The sequence below is a fragment of the Candidatus Mesenet endosymbiont of Agriotes lineatus genome, from assembly GCF_964019585.1.
GTDB lineage: Bacteria > Pseudomonadota > Alphaproteobacteria > Rickettsiales > Anaplasmataceae > Mesenet.
This window is the reverse complement of record NZ_OZ026454.1, coordinates 763,411-779,861: the sequence shown is the minus strand read 5'-3', so window position 1 is coordinate 779,861 and position 16,451 is coordinate 763,411. Positions and strand designations below refer to the sequence as shown.

Here is a 16,451-nt window from a genome sequence, read left to right as displayed (position 1 = left end):
TATAATTTTTTTAATGATATTGCAATTTTTCTTTAGTTAATGCACAACTTCGGTTATGTGGTATAATATAAATTAAGAAGAAATAAGAACTGCTAATGTTTAAAACGGCTATCACGATTTACGATGTAAGGTAAAGTCTAGCAGGGTGATGAGGGTATTTTTATATATAGAATTAGAGAAGATATTTAAACTTTCTTTTGCTATTTTGACATAAGACTCTGCTTTTTCCTTAGCTAGTTCTATAGCTTTATGGCCTTCAATATAGGATATAGCTTTTTGGAAGTTTCTGCAGCTTTCTACTACACTAAAAGAACTTTGCCAAAATTCCTTCTCTGCTTCATCTGCAAGATTATAAGAAATAATAACAGGTAGAGTTACTTTTCTATTGTAAAAATCATTACCTAGATTTTTACCAGACTGCTCTCCACTATAATCCAAAACATCATCAATTATCTGAAACGCAATACCAAAATTAACTCCAAAGCTCTTTAAAGCTTCTCTTTCCTCTACTGATACCTTAGCTAAGGCAGCTGCAGCTTCACAAGAGGCAGCAAATAGAGCTGCTGTCTTTGCTGACACAATATCAATATAATCTTGTTCTTTCATAGTGATATCATTGCAAATTAGCATTTGTTTTATCTCTCCACTTACTATAGTAGCAGAAGACTGCGACAAAATAGATAGTATATCAAAACTTTTGCATTCTATTAGCCACTGAAACGCCATTGTCAGTAAAAAATCACCTACTAAAATACTAGTTTTGTTTCCCCAGATTTTGTTTGCAGTGCTTATTCCTCTTCTGAGCTCACTTTCATCAAGCACGTCATCATGCAGTAAAGTGGCGTTATGTATAAATTCTATTGCTGCAGCTACACGTATTCTTTTATCTTCTTCATCTTGATAACTGAGCATTTTGCATGCTATAAATACTAATGCAGGGCGCAGTCTTTTACCTCCAGCTTTAATTAAGTGTGATACAACACTACTGACAAGAGATATGTTGCTATTTTCGCTGCTATTATTTAAGAAATTCTCCAAGATTTTTAAATCTTCACTTACTAAATCACTACTTTCAAACATTTGCTAAGAGATAAATAGACCTATAATATATAGTTTAAAATTTCTATTTAGTATGCACTTATTTTGTTTTGGCTACGGATATGTAGCTAAGTTTTTATCACAAAAATTGGCTAATTTAGGCTGGAAAATCAGTGGGACTTCAAGCAAAACTAATAAAAATGCAGATATTAACATACTGGATTATAACTCTAATCTTGTACAAGGCTTACTGCTAGATGCAACTCATGTTTTAATTTCGATACCTCCAAATGGTGATAATGTATTGGAAAAATATGGCAATTATTTTAAAAATGTTAAATGGATAGGGTATCTATCAGCAACAAGTGTCTACGGCGAACATTATGGCCACTGGGTTACAGAAGATTCAAAAGCAAAACCAGTTGAAGAAAGGGGGATAGGGCGACTTGAATGTGAAAAAAAGTGGAGGCAAAATAACTTGCCAGTGCACTTTTTTCGTTTGGCAGCAATATATGGTCCAGGCAGAAATGCTTTAGTCGATCTAAAGTTAGGCAAGGCAAAAAGTGTAATAAAAGAAGGTCATGTTTTCTCACGTATTCATGTTGAAGATATAGCTAGCATACTACTTAGCTCAATAAACAGTCCTGATCCAGGAGAGGTATATAACTGTGCTGATGACCTGCCATCACCACAATCTGAGGTTATAGCTTATGCTGCAAATCTCCTTAAGATTGAACCACCAGTCCCAATTCATTTTTCAAAATTGTCAAATAGAAGCTTTTATAATGGAACTAAACGCGTTAGCAATGCAAAAATAAAAACGAACCTTAATGTAGTTTTGCAATATCCAACATACAAAGAAGGTCTAATCCACGAATTTAAGAACAATAAGAGTCCTTCTGTTTCTTCATATTATCAACAAAGCGTTTAAACAAATAATGTGAATCATAAGGACCAGGAGATCCTTCTGGATGATACTGCACAGAAAAAACCGGATATTCTTTTAGCTTGATTCCTTCTATGCTGTTATCAAAGAGAGAAATATGAGTTACCTCAACATTACTTGGCAAAGTCTTAGGATCAACCACAAAGCCATGATTTTGAGTTGTTATCTCCACTTTTGTACTACCCACCTCACATACTGGATGATTGTTACCTCTATGACCTAGATTCATTTTTATCGTCCTGGCCCCAAGCGTAATAGCAAGTAACTGATGTCCTAAGCATATACCAAAAATAGGTAAATTAGACTTTATAAGAATATTTATTTCTCTTGCTGCATATTTTGCCATAGCTAACGGATCACCTGGACCGTTGGAAAGCACTATACCATCTGGTTTTAAGCTTAACACTTCTTCAGCAAAGTTTTCCTTTGCTGCAACCACTATTACTTTGCAGCCTAAACTTATTAGGCAACTAATTATACCACTTTTTACGCCAAAATCTACTATAACCACATTATAATCTAAATTGCCATCTCCCTCCTTTACTATGTAGTCATTATGCTTATTTACTTTACTTGCTAAATCTAGCCCTTCCGATGGTAAAAAATCTTTTTTTATGTTTTGTAGATCATCAGGTGAGCAGATAACACCACTTTGGTGCCCGTAACGTCTTAAGTGATTAGTTAGTGCTCTGGTGTCAACTCCGGATATTCCAACTATTTCGTTCTGTTTTAACCAATCATCTAAATCCATTTTGCAGGAAGAATGGTAAGCCTGAGATATTTCTCGTACTACTATTCCACTGGCAAAGATCTTTTGCCTTTCGTAATCTTTATCATTAATGCCAACATTACCTATATGAGGAAATGTGAATGTAATTATTTGTTCAGCAAAGGATGGATCTGTGATAGTATGCTGATAGCCAGTCATTGAAGTGGTAAAGCAAACTTCTCCTACGGCTTCTCCTTTTTTACCTATTGACTTACCCCAAAAGGACCTACCATCTTGCAATACTAAAACTGCACTGTAGTCTTCTGAATTTTTATACAAAATAACCTTAATAATAATCTAAGTTGATCAATTATATAAAAATTAAAGTAAAGGTTAAATAGATATTTTATTTTAAAATAATTATAGATTTTATATTAAATTTAATGTGTTATTAAATTGAGTACTTGAAATCAATTTAGGGGGATATGTATAGAGGTAAGAAGCAATCCAGATATGCAGCAACTGCAAGAATAAAAAATAAAGAGTCTGGTGTAAGCTTTAATAAGCATGGGGGAATAGAAATTGCACCCAATGTTACTTTAGAAGATGTTGAAGAATTTTGTGATATCAATGAACCATTATCTGAGAATGCAAAATATGCTATATTTTGTGGTGCAATTGATCATTTACACAGTTTAAATCTTTCTGATAGAAACGCTACTTATATTAGCATTATGCATTTTATCTGTAGCAAGGGATTTGATGTCAACGAGATACACTTTGGTGGCATATATGGTAATACCATACTGCTATGGGACATCTCTTCTGGAAGAGATGTCAGCCCGAGAGCTTCATTAACATTATTATGTGACTTTAGTGCTAACCCATTCATTACCGATAAAGTTGGTAAAAACGCTTTACATTTTTTATTGCTTAAAGGGCATGATGTGCAAAGGTGTATAGTTGACGAGATATTAAATCATAGAGATATTGAAAAATATATCAACGACAAAACTATATGTGGTGATACTGCTCTTCATATCGCTTGTGCAAGAAGAGATGAAAGGTTCATCATTCAGTTGCTGGAAAAAGGAGCGAACCCATGGATTAAAAATAAATACAACAAAACACCAATTGATATGCTTGGTTTAGATGAACAAAAAAGGTTGGGGGTTTTGTCATTACGTCTAAATCTTCGTCCTGCAACTAAATATGACATCGGTCCAATTCTATTTTTTATAAATTCTACCGATGGATTTTATACTATTGATCCTGCAGATAAGTTTAAAGATGTTGCTACCATTGATCAGAAAATTTTCAATTCAGATTCAAATACAATAGCAGCAAAAATAAAAAAGATGCGAAAAGCAGCCGTAAAAGAAAAAGTTTTGCAAGATCCAGTAGTATTTCAGGCAATAGAACGTAGTAATTTAAGGCAACGCTAATTTCTTTTGTTAAAAGAAAGATGATCTAAAATTTTAGAAAAACCTTCCAGAAAGAGAAATAATAGTTTGAATTATCACTTTCCAAGACAAAATTTACTAAATATGTTATCTAATATTTCGTCAGCATCAATTGCGCCAACTATCTTTTCAAGTTCCTTAGCAGCCAATCTAAAATCTTCTGATATGAGTTCTATTGGCTTTTTGCTATCAAAAAGCAGCAAATACTCCAAAGCTTTTTGTACGCAGTTTCGATGCCTTTGGCGTGTGATAACTGGTTCATCGTTGTAAGTTAACATTGCTTGCGCTTTATCCTTAATCAACTCTACTAATCTATCAATCCCTTTATTCTTATGGACAGAAATTGCTAAAAAATTCATGCTATTTATAGAAAGAAAGTCACTATTTTGACTGTCAGATTTGCTTATCACATAAATTGTTTGCTCATCAACTAATGATAAGGTTTCACAATCTAAGCTATTTATTTTATCAAATAAAGCAATTTTGATATCAGCTGCACTAGCTCTTTTTTTTGCTCTTGCAATTCCCTCGCATTCTATCGGATCAGAGCTACTTCTGATGCCGGCTGTGTCTGAAATAATAATTGGATATCCACCAATATCAATATGTGCTTCCAAAACATCCCTAGTTGTACCTGCATACTGTGAAGTTATAGCGATATCACGCTTTGCTAGACAATTAAATAAGGTAGATTTACCAACATTTGGCTCACCTATTATCACCACATGTAACCCTTCACGCAGCCTTTCGCCTTTTCTCTCATCATTCAAATGATCCTTTAAGGAGCTAATTAAATTTAGTATTTCCTTACCTAGTTCTTTCAATACAGAGTCTTCAATATCTTCAGGAAAATCAATATATGCCTCAACATTTGACTGCAAATTAATCAATCTTTGTCGCCACTCTTGGTATAACACATCTAGCTCTCCTGACATTTGCCTTAATGCTTGTTTTGCTTGCACTTTTGTCTCGGCGTCTATTAGATCAGCAAGTCCTTCAGCTGCAGTTAAACTTAATTTATTATTAATAAAGGCCCTTAAGGAAAATTCTCCTGGTTTGGCCATAACAAAAATTTTTGATAGCTCCTCTAGCACTGTTTTAATTACAGCTTTGCTTCCATGCAGCTGTAGCTCTATAATATCTTCACCAGTGAAACTGTTTGGAGCAGAAAAATAGAGAATTATGCCCTCATCTATTAACTGATAATCTTTATCATACAGTTTTGCAAAAGTTGCAATTCTTGGCTTAATTTCTTTTCGTATACTGAAATGTTCTAACACTTTTAAAGAACTAGGACCTGATATTCTTATAACTGCTATTCCTGATTTGCTAAACGCTGTAGATAAAGCAAAGATTGTGTCATTCATATTCGGTTATTTGTAGCACAGACATAAGCTCGTTCCACTCTCTTTTACCGATAGCATTTTCCTCTCTTTTAACTTCTTCTCCTTTAATTAGCTTACGCACTATATCCAGTCCACTTTTTGAGATAGAAGATGATTCTAAACAATACTCGACAAAGGCATTATAAGTTAAAGGTACCCACTTTTTTATTATCTTAATCATCTCTTCAGCATAAACTCTGATTTCATATTGAGCATGATGACTACCTCTGAGTTTTAAAAAGTGAAGAAGATTGTGCAAATCAATCTTCCAGTAAAGTTCAGTATAGTAATTAAGTGTTAGATTTATTCTTGCAATTTCTCTCGCTAGGCCATCTTCAAGCAATTTATCATAGCTGGAGTATACTAGATCAGAATTTTTACTTAAAACCGTAGTTATGTCTTTAGCAGTTTCATAATCCAACTCTTTTCCTCTGCCTTGTGCGTTATTTTTAGATTGCTCAGCAACTTGACTGGTTTCTGGTATATAAAATTCACGACTAAGTATAGAATATCTTGCTGAATATTCATTAATATTTGCAGTTCTATGCCTGATCCATTGCCTAGCAACAAATATAGGAAGCTTTACATGGAATTTTATTTCGCACATCTCAAATGGCGTAGTGTGAGAGTGTCTCATCAGATAATTAATTAAAGCTGCATCTTGGCTAATATGCTTGGTTCCTTCTCCGTAAGAAACTCGAGCTGCTTGCACCACACTACTATCAGAGCCCATGTAATCTATTACACGAATAAAACCATGATCTAAAATCTTATGTTCTTTATATAAAATATCATCTATCTCTTTGGCTGTGACACGTTTTGTCTGATAAGTTTTCTCTTCTGTATTATTTATATTCATAAAACACTTAAAGTCTTTATGATAATATAATGCATTTTTTTCTGCAATTTTCTATATTCTTTTATTTAGCAAACTTATTTCTCGATTCAAATTATCTTTAGTAATAGATATGCCAGAAGTATTATTTTTAGCTTGAATATAATTTTTGGTAAATAATGATAACTTTCTTTCTATAACATGACTTAATATTCCTATGTTGTTTTTTTACCTTATACAACCAATATTATATATTTACTACATAGTAAAAATTACTTAAATATCACATAAAAAATAAAGCTGCCCTGTTGTATCAAGCAGGTCGATGATTTTTCTTAGCACTTTGCTTAAGGTGCTATCTCGACTAGAACTGGAAAGAAATTCATCATCGGATATAAACTCTGGGCAAATAGCACTGACCGTAATTCTAGGAGCAAGCTCAAAGGCAGACATTTGTGTTAAATTTGCAAGTGATTTCTTGGTTAACATATAGGCATAATAGTTACTTGACTGTTTTATAATACCATGGTCTATAACATTAACTATAGATCCCTTATCTTGACATTTTTTTGCAAAATATTGAATTAAGAAAAACGGTGCTCTTACGTGAATGTTGTAATTACATGTAAGATCTTCATTTTCTGTCTCTAAAAAAGTTTTGCGGTGAAATATTGAGGCATTATTAATCAAAACATTAGAATATGGCATAACTTTAAAAGCTTTCTCTACCAAATTCTTTAAGGAATAAAAATCATTGAAGTCCGCTCTTACAATTAAGCATTTTTTTTGATAAAGCCTTTCAATTACATGCTTAAGGAAGGCTGCTTCATTATGAGAATTATGATAATGCACTACAATATCATAACCATAACTAGCGAAAGTAAGAGCAATTGCCTTACCTAATCTTTTTGCTGCGCCAGTTATAATTGCCGCCTTTTTCTTTATGAGAGACATCAAATAGTTAATGATGAAAAATTAAACCCATAATGATTTAGCCACATCATATTACTATTATAAAAATCTCGAAGATCGCTAATACCATACTTTAGCATTGCAAGCCTTTCAATACCCATGCCAAATGCAAAACCACTGTGTTCTTTTGGATTTATACCAACATTTTCTAAAACGTTTGGATGAATTATGCCACTACCTAAAACTTCTATCCAATCACTACCATCATAGCTAATATCTATTTCTGCTGAAGGTTCAGTAAATGGAAAGAAACTAGGACGAAATCTTATTTTTACTTTATCTGAATCAAAAAATTTATTTAAAAAATAATTTAAGCAAAATTTTAAATGCCCCATATTGATGTTTTTATCAACATAAAAACCATCAATTTGATGAAACATTGGAGTGTGAGTCTTATCAAAATCATGACGATATACCCTACCTGGCGCTATAACTTTTATGGGAAAGTCTTGACTATTTTCCATGACTCTAACCTGCACTGAAGTAGTATGAGGACGAAGAACCATTCTTCTATCCTGTGTTTTATTTAAGTAAAAGGTATCGCTTTCTTCTCTTGCCGGATGATACTCTGGTGTATTGAGTGCATCAAATACATGAAATTCATCTTCTACATCTGGACCATCAGCTAATTTAAATCCCATATAAGAGAATATAACACTTATTTCATTAATAATTTTAGCTATAGGATGAATTTTACCTACTTTTTCCGGCCTCTCTGGAGTGGTTAAATCTACTTTCTCTTTATTTAAATTTAAATTAATTTCCTTCTGCTTTAACTCATATTTTTTTTTAGTAATTAATACCTCTAGTTCACTGTATAACTCATTAACAACACTACCACTGGCACGCCTTGCCTCGGGATCACTTATGTCTTTTAATCTCGTTAAATATGATTTTAAAACACCCTTTTTTCCCAAATATAGAGCATATACTTCTTTCAATTCACGTCCTGAGAAGGAAGCAGAAATTTTGGATAGAGCCTCTGCTTTAATTGAAGATATTTTATTAAGCGGCACAGTTGTTTAATTTACTTTTTACAGTTTGAACAAGCTCAGTGAAAACATATTTATGGTTGACTGCCATATCAGCAAGTATCTTTCTGTTCAGCTTAATACCAGCAACCACAAGACCACGAATAAATTGAGAATAAGTAAGCCCATGCTGCCGGACAGCAGCATTAATACGTATTATCCACAGGCTACGAAAATCACGCTTACGAACTCTCCTATCTTTATAAGCATAACTTAAAGCTTTCTCAACACGTTGCAGTGCAACTCTATAGCAGCTTTTTGCACGCCCTCTATACCCCTTTGCTAGCTTTAGTATTTTTTTATGACGAGCATGAACTCTAACTCCGCGTTTAACTCTAGCCATTACTAATCCTCCACCTTTTAAAGACCATATGGTATATAAAGTTTAACAATACGTGAATCAGATTTATTTAATATAGTAGTACCACGCTGGTTACGAATTGCTCCCTTGCTCCTTTTAGTCATACCATGCCTTTTACCAGACTGAGTTGCACGTATTTTACCACTTGCAGTAAGGCAAAAACGCTTTTTTACTGATGATTTCGTTTTCAACTTTGGCATAACCATCACTTGCTAAACATAACTATAATAAATTAGATCTTTATGTTTTTTTGTCAAGTATTTACATCATAAAAGTAATCGTATTTTTCTTTTCTGCAGCTAACTGCACCTAATATATAATTAACTTCTTGATTATCATCACTTAAGGGGAGAAGACACTGCCTTCCTATCAAGTGATGACCCACAGAACCTTGAAGATCAAGATCTTCAATTACTGGTTCTTTATCTGTGAGTATTGAATCTAGATGTTGATATAAATTCTCAGTCATAGGTGATATATGCATTATATCTGTATCCATGTTATAAATTTCAGCAACTTCGCTTCCTAAATGTACAAAATTGTACTTTTTCTTCTCATCATCTGTTTCATTAACTTTAATAATAAAGCAGTACTCTAATATATCTTTTATTTCTTCGAGTTCTATCTCATCCTTTCTCGGATAATTTCTATCTTCTCTAAGTAAGTTCCAATATGAACACAGTCTGTTTACTGCTCGTTGCTCTGTAAACCTAGCCATACTTACCATCAATTAATACAAATACTTTCCAATAGGTTTATATTCAATATATTGATTTTTTCTTACTTATAGTGGACGATGAAGTTTTTTTGATACTAAAGCCAGTAAGATCTGCACACAATAGAGGAAAAAAACAATAAACATACTAATTCTGCACTCTAAAAATTAAGACCTTTAAACCGTATTAGTCACAAACTTTTATTCACAAAGCATAATCCTTACCTTGTAACTTTTGAAGATTCTTTGTTTTTAACTCACCCATGACAATGCTTATACTTTTTACCTGAACCACATGGACACTTGTCGTTTCTCGACGTATATGGAAAGTCATTTATTTTATTAAACCTTTGGTTTATATGTTGTTGCTCATCTTTGATATTAAAGCGTATTAGACGATGTAGAATCAATTCTTGCCACTCATTCAACATCCTCTGCAACATTATAAACGCTTCCTTTTTGAATTCGTTCAAAGGATCTTTTTGTCCTATTGCACGCAAATTAACACTGTGTTTTAAACTCTCTAAAGCTAATAAATGCTCTCTCCACAAGTGGTCAAGTGTCATAATCATAACTTGTTTAACTACAGTATTCCACAAATCATCCCTGTATTGGCTAAATGATTGTTCTTTTTTGTAAAAGAATTTATCCACTTCTCCATTTATATAACCTAAGATACTATCTTTATCTAAATCGAATTCAGAAAAATTTAGTTTTAATCTATATATTCGACTAATTTCATCAGTAATGGGTTCGTAACTTTCTTCATCATAGCACTTATCCAAAGTAATTTTATTGATAATAGAGTAGTTGACGTTCTTATACACCGAAGATATGCAATTATCTTTATTATTCAAAATATCATTCCTTCGCTTAAATATTACCTTGCGCTGCTCATTTATAACATCATCAAACTTTAGTAATGACTTGCGTATATCATAGTTCTTAGATTCAACTTTTTTTTGTGCTTTTTCAAGCGCGCTACTGATCCATGGATGGTGTACTGCTTCATCTTTTTTAAGACCTAGTTTTTTAAGAAAAATCTTTATTTTATCTGAACCGAATATCCTAAGTAAATCATCTTCAAGAGATAAAAAGAACTTTGATAACCCTGGATCTCCCTGTCTACCAGAACGCCCTCTTAATTGATTGTCTATACGACGACTTTCATGTCTCTCAGTTCCAATCACACACAACCCACCAGCATTCATTACAATTTCTTTATCTTTCTCTACTTTTTGGATCACTTCTTTATCTTGATCTGGATTTTTAATCTCTATTTTTGCTAACATTTTAGCACTTCCACCAAGCTGAATATCAGTACCACGTCCTGCCATATTAGTTGCTATTGTGATTTTTCCTGGCATTCCAGCTTGAGCAATTATATGGGCTTCTTGTTCATGATAGCGCGCATTTAAAACTGAATGCTTCAGTAAATTTTCAGTTAAAAGTCGTGAGAGTTTTTCTGATTTTTCAATACTTGTTGTGCCAACAAGAACAGGCTGATGGCGATTATTACATTCAATTATAAACTTTACTACTGCACTATACTTTTCCTCTTCTGTGCAATAAATTTCATCATCTAAGTCTTTTCTTTTAACAGGAGCATTAGTTGGAATTTGCATAACCTTGAGCTTATATATACCCCAAAATTCTTCTGATTCAGTTGCTGCTGTGCCTGTCATTCCTGCTAATTTTTTATATAGGCGAAAGTAATTCTGAAATGTTATTGAAGCAAGAGTTTGGCTCTCATTCTGTATTTCCAACCCTTCCTTTGCTTCCAGTGCTTGATGCAGACCATCAGAATATCTTCTACTTTCCATCATACGCCCTGTAAATTCATCAATAATTACTACTTTGCCATTTTTAATTATATAATCTTTATCTACAGTGAATAACTTGTGGGCACGTAAAGCCTGGTCTATGTAGTGAGTTATTATTATATTACCTTCATCATATAAAGAAGAGTCTGCCGCAATTGAGTTATTAATTTTAAGCAGTTCCTCTACTTTTGATATCCCATCTTCAGTTAAAAGAGCTGATCTATTTTTTTCATCTAGCTCATAATCTGAAGATTGAAGTTTAGTTATTATTTTATCTATCTTTGTATATATCTTATTATCTTCACTTATTGGACCAGATATGATTAAAGGAGTACGAGCTTCATCTATTAAAATAGAATCAACTTCATCTACTATAGCATAATTAAACCCTCTTTGAACTACATCACTACGGGAAAACTTCATGTTATCACGCAAGTAATCGAACCCAAGTTCATTATTTGTTGAGTAGACAATATCTTTGCTATATACAACCTTTCTTTTCTCGTCAGTCATATCGTGTGTTATACAACCAACAGATATACCTAGAGCATCATATAGCCTGCTCATCCACTCTGAGTCGCGTTTTGCTAGGTAATCATTAACAGTGACTACGTGTACTCCTTTCCCTGTTAATGAATTTAAATATGTAGCTAAAGTGGCAACTAGAGTTTTACCTTCACCAGTTTTCATCTCGGCAATCATTCCATGATGCAGTGCTATACCACCAATTAATTGCACATCAAAATGTCGCATGCCTAAAGATCTTTCTGAAGCTTCACGCACAACTGCAAATGCTTCAATGAGCAAATCATCTACAGTTTTACCATTCTTTATCTGCTCTTTAAACTCTTTTGTTTTATCAGATAACATCTGATCTGAAAGCTTCTGAATTTCCGGTTCTAGTAAATTAATTTGTTCAACTATTTTATAGAACAACTTAACTAATCTTTGATTTGCCGACCCAAATATCCTTTGTGCAAGAGCTAGCATAAAAACTTAAACTTTAATCAAACTTCTGTAATTATATTAACAAAGTAAATAGGCAGCAATGCTTTTAAAACTTAACTATTGTAAGCTAAGATTATTATGCTAAATTTAGTAATACTATCTATTTAAGTACTTTAAAATTAGAGGATTAAAGTATGAAAAAACGTGAAGTAATGGGAAGAAAAGAACTAGTCAGTATATATAATGATTTTATAGATAATGTAATAACATCCTATATGCTGGTTAGCATAACGTCTTCCGCTAATTGTAGTAGTGTTTCAGTTACTATGCCTAATGGCAAGTATTATTTAAATACAACCGATTTTTTGAGAGACAGTATTACACTCAATTTTGGTTATAAAGCTTATAACCAGTACATATGTACTTTCATAAAAAAGTGTATTAAAAAAGATAAAACAGGGGATATGTCTTTTTTAGATGTTAGGGATGCTATTGAATATATTAAAAGTTTTGCTGTAGATTATCGTTACTCAAAAGAGTTTGATGTTTTATTTGATGACTATTTCAATATTAGAAAATGTCCTTGTATAAAGGAACAGATGCAACTTGCAAAAAATAAACACTTTAATCAGTGTATGCTTTTAAACCAAATGGACTATATAAAATTAGAATGCTTAACCGGAAGCTTTCAACCTATACAAAATATCCCAAAAAATTCAAAACCATTGATACCTTTATTCAACTCAAGTCAAATTGGCAGTAGCAATAACAAAATACCACTACCATCGTATGCACTAACATTATTAACTATAGCAGCATTTTGTGTAGTTTCTATATTTCTTTGTAAATTTGCAAATAAATAGTGTCGTAAAAGTGAAGATAAAAATGAAATTTCATCTGTAAATCAACTGAGAAGTAAAAAAAACGCAAAGAAGCAATACTAAAGCTCAATCTCCATGCTCAAAATTAGAAAACTGCATAAAATCCTGTGAAGAAAACTGGAGAAGAGGTAATTAAGGAGTTAAAATATGAAGAAATATAAAACAGCGAGAAAAAGAGAAATAAAAGCCATGCGCAGTAATTTTATCGTGGGTCAAGTATCCTCTCGTATTTTAAGTTACCGTAGTATGATATATCCACATAACTGTAGTCAGATTCTAACTATTGAATCTCCTAACAACCTAAGTTCAACTGATTTTTAATGGGACATACTATACTTAATTTTTGTAATTATGGCGCAAATGATCTTCGCGTAAATGTTTTTATGAAACAATGTCCTGAACAAGTCATGTGGATTAGGGGACCAGACATTAAACAACTTATTGAATGCATTAGGTACCATAGTATAGGTCCTTATAATTCAAAAAAACTCAGAGCTGCATTTCATGACTATTTAAATACTCAGGCACGTCTTAGTAGACGGGAAAAAATGGAATATAAAAAAGAACAGGATCTTTATCAATGCTTAGTTTCCAGAGAAATGTATAGTACATCAGGAGAGTATAGTGTTCCAGGTATGCAAGAATGCTTTGATCAATATCATCAACCTATAAAAAATACTCAGAAAAACTTAAAGCCATTGGCACTTTCATCTAATTTAAATCACTCTAGACCTTCGCTCCATTTAAATCAGGCTAATAATAGCTCAACAGTATTTGTGGCATTTATCATGTTCGTATTCTTTGTAGTGATGATGTTATTTTGTAAATGTGCAAATAAACTTTTGCATAGAAACGAAAACGCAGATAGGGATTTACCTATGAATCAACTAGGGAATAAAAAAACACGAAGAAGAAGCAGTATTAAAGATACTGAATCTCTATGTTTAAAACTAGTAAGTTGTGTTGGATCTTGTGAACAAAATTATAAAAAAGGCTACTGAAAGAGCTTTTATCTAAGAATAGGGGACAAACCATAGGGGTGAAGATAGGAAGCAAGTGTTAGAAGATTCAATGAACTTAACTTTCACAGAAAATTGTGTCCAGTCTGTGATAAGTTTATTAGAAAAATTCTCAAATTATTAATTTTAGCGCTAAAAACAACTCTCTATTTTTAGTTCAATGAACGCCTTTCAGCTCTTTCAGTTTTGTACAATTCCATAAAATATAAGAATTGCGCACAATTTAGCATATATTGTATCTTTAAGTTCATCACTTATATAATTTAAATAATTTACTCTGTAAATTGTTAATAGCATTAATTTTATTCTCTGTGACATTAGTTATGAATATTGACCAATTTTTGATTTTTTTTTAGAAGATCATATTACTTTTTATTAGCCCTTATTTTTTTGATTGTATTCAGTTAATTTTTGATCTCACTTTAATTTTTCCCTTTCTAGAAATTCTAAACAAACTCTATTTTTTGATTTGTTTTTATGTCATACATATTGGTATCGGATTTATAACAGCTAAGCTTCATCCATTTGTTTATTGGTACAATAAGTCAGATATTAGCAAATCATCAGTTGCCTCTATAACCCTGATCTGTTAGCTCATGATTTAGAATGTAATTTTATCCCATTCATAACCACTATACATATCCTTTATACAAATTTTCCATATCATTAGGTAGGCTAATATAGCCTATGCTTTTAAATTGTTTTAAATTGTGAGATGTTGCTAAATAAAGTTGTTGTACATTCTTTTCATATTCAGTAAACCTAAAATTTAAACCTTACAGAATCTTCATTTAATAATTCCATCTATGCTACAACTCCTATGTTACCCAAAATTATAGCTTTTACAAATGATGAACTGCTCAATTTCCTCTTTCTTTTTACAAATCCTGTCTTAATCGATATTTCATCTGCTTTCTCATTACAAAATTCGTTGAGGATAAATTAGTTATTTTTCTCATTATAATTTTTTGTAATAAATTTAAGAGGCCTGTTTTTTTCTTCTCTCCACCAACTTTCCTTATCTTCACTCGTATGGTTTGGAGAATACTCCCTTTAAGATATATACTTTCCTATGCACTTGTAAGCAGAAACGACATCACCTAGAGCAGCTAACACTCCTTTCGTATTGTATAGACTACCCACAAGCAAAACAGTCATACTTTTTAATGTTGTTTTATCATCCTTACAGAATAATTTACTTTTAATAGTCGCTACATCGTCAATAAGTTTAACTTCCTTATTAAGCAATCCTTGCAATTCTTGATAATTAGTAATTTTATAGACACCTTCATCATTCTCCTTTTCTATTGTTAATAAACAAGAATCTTTTGTAACCACTTCAATTTTATCACAAAATCCTAACTTATTCAAGTCGCCAGTTACTGATAAATCATCCTTGTTTATTGTTATTTCTGTCTTCTGTACATCACTATCTATTTTTGCCGAAAGTACTTTTTTTTTCAAAAAAGTTCAAATCTTTTACTTCTTTAGGTTTAATACTTTTATTTGCTATATAAGCTATGATTAACGCTGTTAGTGCTGAAGATATTAAAGCAATTAAAGTTACAGCTAAAGCAAAACCTTTCTCTCCTCCAAAAAGATTTACTAGTAACTTAGTACATTCTGGCTTTGCATAGTTAACTACTGCAGTTATGATTGAAGAAAGTGCAACTAAAGATGATAAAGTAATTACTGCACTTGATTTTTTATATTGTTTAATACTATCCAACATTTTTATCCCCCAGTAGATTAATTTATTTTTAATAATGCTACCTTTATTAGAATATTTGTTGAGAAACTAAATTTAACTTTTTACTGAATTAGTTAGTTTTTACTATGACTGCCTACTTTGAGAAGTAGTAGCGCCTACTTCAACATTTTGTAGTTTTGTATTTTTATTACTAGCATCATTTAGAGTACCATTTGGTACTGTTGGTTTTTCTGTATTCGTATAACCACGGCAACAATCATCCTTTTGGATAATGTAAAAACAAAGCCTTCCTAAAATCGCTACTATAGCTCCTAGTGATAGTATAGTACCTAAATATACAGCTCCACAAAAAGCCGATTCACCTTGAGGAGAATTTTTTACTAGTGATTTAATCCATTCTAGTTTTGTATGATAAATGATTAGCCCTGTTATTGAAAAAAGTGTTATTAAAGAGAATAAACCAATACTGCCATATGTAGTAATTTGATCCTTGCATTCTGCCCAGTCTTGTGGATGCATTTAAAACCTCATTTACTATTATATTAATAATTATAATATATATTTTTAGATAAATCAAGATTTTGCCTAAAAAAGATTAACTGCAACAGTCACTA

17 protein-coding genes and 1 pseudogene are annotated in these 16,451 nt (G+C 32.1%); 4 read left to right on the top strand and 14 right to left on the bottom strand.

From position 1 onward, the window contains the following. Positions 1-111: 111 nt before the first annotated feature. On the bottom strand, positions 112-1,080 hold the full coding sequence (locus tag AACL19_RS03700; RefSeq protein ID WP_339045178.1) for a polyprenyl synthetase family protein: 969 nt from the start codon (positions 1,078-1,080) through the stop codon (positions 112-114). Between the two features lie 52 nt (positions 1,081-1,132). Here AACL19_RS03700 and AACL19_RS03695 point away from each other — a divergent pair, with 52 nt between their 5' ends. Next, complete coding sequence (locus AACL19_RS03695; RefSeq protein WP_339045177.1) at positions 1,133-1,969, top strand: SDR family oxidoreductase; 837 nt, start codon at positions 1,133-1,135, stop codon at positions 1,967-1,969. On the opposite strand, the gene carA is transcribed toward AACL19_RS03695, so the two are convergent. Continuing rightward, positions 1,917-3,032, bottom strand: coding sequence for a glutamine-hydrolyzing carbamoyl-phosphate synthase small subunit (gene carA, locus AACL19_RS03690; protein ID WP_339045176.1), 1,116 nt, complete (start codon positions 3,030-3,032; stop codon positions 1,917-1,919). The genes AACL19_RS03695 and carA overlap by 53 nt on opposite strands. Before the next feature lie 146 nt (positions 3,033-3,178). Here carA and AACL19_RS03685 point away from each other — a divergent pair, with 146 nt between their 5' ends. Continuing rightward, positions 3,179-4,138: an ankyrin repeat domain-containing protein gene (locus tag AACL19_RS03685; RefSeq protein ID WP_339045175.1), complete on the top strand. Its 960-nt coding sequence runs from the start codon at positions 3,179-3,181 to the stop codon at positions 4,136-4,138. Positions 4,139-4,212: 74 nt separating this feature from the next. Here AACL19_RS03685 and mnmE read toward each other — a convergent pair whose 3' ends face one another. From mnmE to secA, 8 genes are all read right to left on the bottom strand, one after another. Further along, a complete protein-coding gene (gene mnmE / locus AACL19_RS03680; protein WP_339045174.1) occupies positions 4,213-5,523 on the bottom strand; it encodes a tRNA uridine-5-carboxymethylaminomethyl(34) synthesis GTPase MnmE in 1,311 nt (436 codons plus the stop codon). Next, positions 5,516-6,400, bottom strand: a complete 885-nt coding sequence (thyX, locus tag AACL19_RS03675; RefSeq protein WP_339045173.1) for an FAD-dependent thymidylate synthase — start codon at positions 6,398-6,400, stop codon at positions 5,516-5,518. The genes mnmE and thyX overlap by 8 nt, the downstream gene beginning before the upstream one ends. Positions 6,401-6,652: 252 nt before the next feature. Continuing rightward, complete coding sequence (locus AACL19_RS03670; protein ID WP_339045172.1) at positions 6,653-7,330, bottom strand: SDR family NAD(P)-dependent oxidoreductase; 678 nt, start codon at positions 7,328-7,330, stop codon at positions 6,653-6,655. Further along, positions 7,330-8,364, bottom strand: a complete 1,035-nt coding sequence (gene pheS / locus AACL19_RS03665; RefSeq protein ID WP_339045171.1) for a phenylalanine--tRNA ligase subunit alpha — start codon at positions 8,362-8,364, stop codon at positions 7,330-7,332. Before pheS ends, AACL19_RS03670 begins: the two co-directional genes overlap by 1 nt. Beyond that, positions 8,354-8,722 (bottom strand): 50S ribosomal protein L20, encoded by a 369-nt coding sequence (gene rplT, locus AACL19_RS03660; RefSeq protein ID WP_339045170.1) that lies wholly within the window; start codon positions 8,720-8,722, stop codon positions 8,354-8,356. Before rplT ends, pheS begins: the two co-directional genes overlap by 11 nt. Before the next feature lie 17 nt (positions 8,723-8,739). Beyond that, positions 8,740-8,940 (bottom strand): 50S ribosomal protein L35, encoded by a 201-nt coding sequence (gene rpmI / locus AACL19_RS03655; RefSeq protein ID WP_410519842.1) that lies wholly within the window; start codon positions 8,938-8,940, stop codon positions 8,740-8,742. A gap of 53 nt (positions 8,941-8,993) precedes the next feature. Beyond that, on the bottom strand, positions 8,994-9,458 hold the full coding sequence (locus AACL19_RS03650) for a PAS domain-containing protein (RefSeq protein WP_339045168.1): 465 nt from the start codon (positions 9,456-9,458) through the stop codon (positions 8,994-8,996). A 254-nt stretch (positions 9,459-9,712) separates the two neighbouring features. Beyond that, complete coding sequence (gene secA, locus AACL19_RS03645) at positions 9,713-12,268, bottom strand: preprotein translocase subunit SecA (RefSeq protein WP_339045167.1); 2,556 nt, start codon at positions 12,266-12,268, stop codon at positions 9,713-9,715. A gap of 152 nt (positions 12,269-12,420) precedes the next feature. Here secA and AACL19_RS03640 point away from each other — a divergent pair, with 152 nt between their 5' ends. Together AACL19_RS03640 and AACL19_RS03635 are read left to right on the top strand one after the other, a co-directional pair. Next, the gene (locus AACL19_RS03640) at positions 12,421-13,089 is read left to right on the top strand and encodes a hypothetical protein (RefSeq protein WP_339045166.1); all 669 of its coding nucleotides are present in this window, start codon (positions 12,421-12,423) and stop codon (positions 13,087-13,089) included. A 338-nt stretch (positions 13,090-13,427) separates the two neighbouring features. Further along, positions 13,428-14,108: a hypothetical protein gene (locus AACL19_RS03635; protein WP_339045165.1), complete on the top strand. Its 681-nt coding sequence runs from the start codon at positions 13,428-13,430 to the stop codon at positions 14,106-14,108. A gap of 467 nt (positions 14,109-14,575) precedes the next feature. On the opposite strand, the pseudogene AACL19_RS07055 reads toward AACL19_RS03635, so the two are convergent. The 4 genes and pseudogenes from AACL19_RS07055 to AACL19_RS03610 all read right to left on the bottom strand — a co-directional run. After that, positions 14,576-15,065 (bottom strand): annotated as a pseudogene (locus tag AACL19_RS07055) (IS4 family transposase); the annotation flags it as partial. 114 nt (positions 15,066-15,179) lie between these two features. Then, positions 15,180-15,590, bottom strand: coding sequence for a hypothetical protein (locus tag AACL19_RS03620; protein WP_339045164.1), 411 nt, complete (start codon positions 15,588-15,590; stop codon positions 15,180-15,182). Then, the gene (locus AACL19_RS03615; protein WP_339045163.1) at positions 15,556-15,858 is read right to left on the bottom strand and encodes a hypothetical protein; all 303 of its coding nucleotides are present in this window, start codon (positions 15,856-15,858) and stop codon (positions 15,556-15,558) included. Before AACL19_RS03615 ends, AACL19_RS03620 begins: the two co-directional genes overlap by 35 nt. Positions 15,859-15,960: 102 nt before the next feature. Next, positions 15,961-16,356, bottom strand: a complete 396-nt coding sequence (locus AACL19_RS03610) for a hypothetical protein (protein ID WP_339045162.1) — start codon at positions 16,354-16,356, stop codon at positions 15,961-15,963. Between the last annotated feature and the right edge of the window lie 95 nt (positions 16,357-16,451).

Coding starts and splice junctions, on each gene's coding strand:
- rpmI (WP_410519842.1), bottom strand. CDS start 8,940: ATGCCAAAGTTGAAAACGAAATCATCAGTAAAAAAGCGTTTTTGCCTT.
- AACL19_RS03670 (WP_339045172.1), bottom strand. CDS start 7,330: ATGTCTCTCATAAAGAAAAAGGCGGCAATTATAACTGGCGCAGCAAAA.
- AACL19_RS03695 (WP_339045177.1), top strand. CDS start 1,133: ATGCACTTATTTTGTTTTGGCTACGGATATGTAGCTAAGTTTTTATCA.
- AACL19_RS03685 (WP_339045175.1), top strand. CDS start 3,179: ATGTATAGAGGTAAGAAGCAATCCAGATATGCAGCAACTGCAAGAATA.
- AACL19_RS03635 (WP_339045165.1), top strand. CDS start 13,428: ATGGGACATACTATACTTAATTTTTGTAATTATGGCGCAAATGATCTT.
- mnmE (WP_339045174.1), bottom strand. CDS start 5,523: ATGAATGACACAATCTTTGCTTTATCTACAGCGTTTAGCAAATCAGGA.
- secA (WP_339045167.1), bottom strand. CDS start 12,268: ATGCTAGCTCTTGCACAAAGGATATTTGGGTCGGCAAATCAAAGATTA.
- AACL19_RS03700 (WP_339045178.1), bottom strand. CDS start 1,080: ATGTTTGAAAGTAGTGATTTAGTAAGTGAAGATTTAAAAATCTTGGAG.
- AACL19_RS03650 (WP_339045168.1), bottom strand. CDS start 9,458: ATGGCTAGGTTTACAGAGCAACGAGCAGTAAACAGACTGTGTTCATAT.
- AACL19_RS03640 (WP_339045166.1), top strand. CDS start 12,421: ATGAAAAAACGTGAAGTAATGGGAAGAAAAGAACTAGTCAGTATATAT.
- rplT (WP_339045170.1), bottom strand. CDS start 8,722: ATGGCTAGAGTTAAACGCGGAGTTAGAGTTCATGCTCGTCATAAAAAA.
- AACL19_RS03615 (WP_339045163.1), bottom strand. CDS start 15,858: ATGTTGGATAGTATTAAACAATATAAAAAATCAAGTGCAGTAATTACT.
- thyX (WP_339045173.1), bottom strand. CDS start 6,400: ATGAATATAAATAATACAGAAGAGAAAACTTATCAGACAAAACGTGTC.
- AACL19_RS03610 (WP_339045162.1), bottom strand. CDS start 16,356: ATGCATCCACAAGACTGGGCAGAATGCAAGGATCAAATTACTACATAT.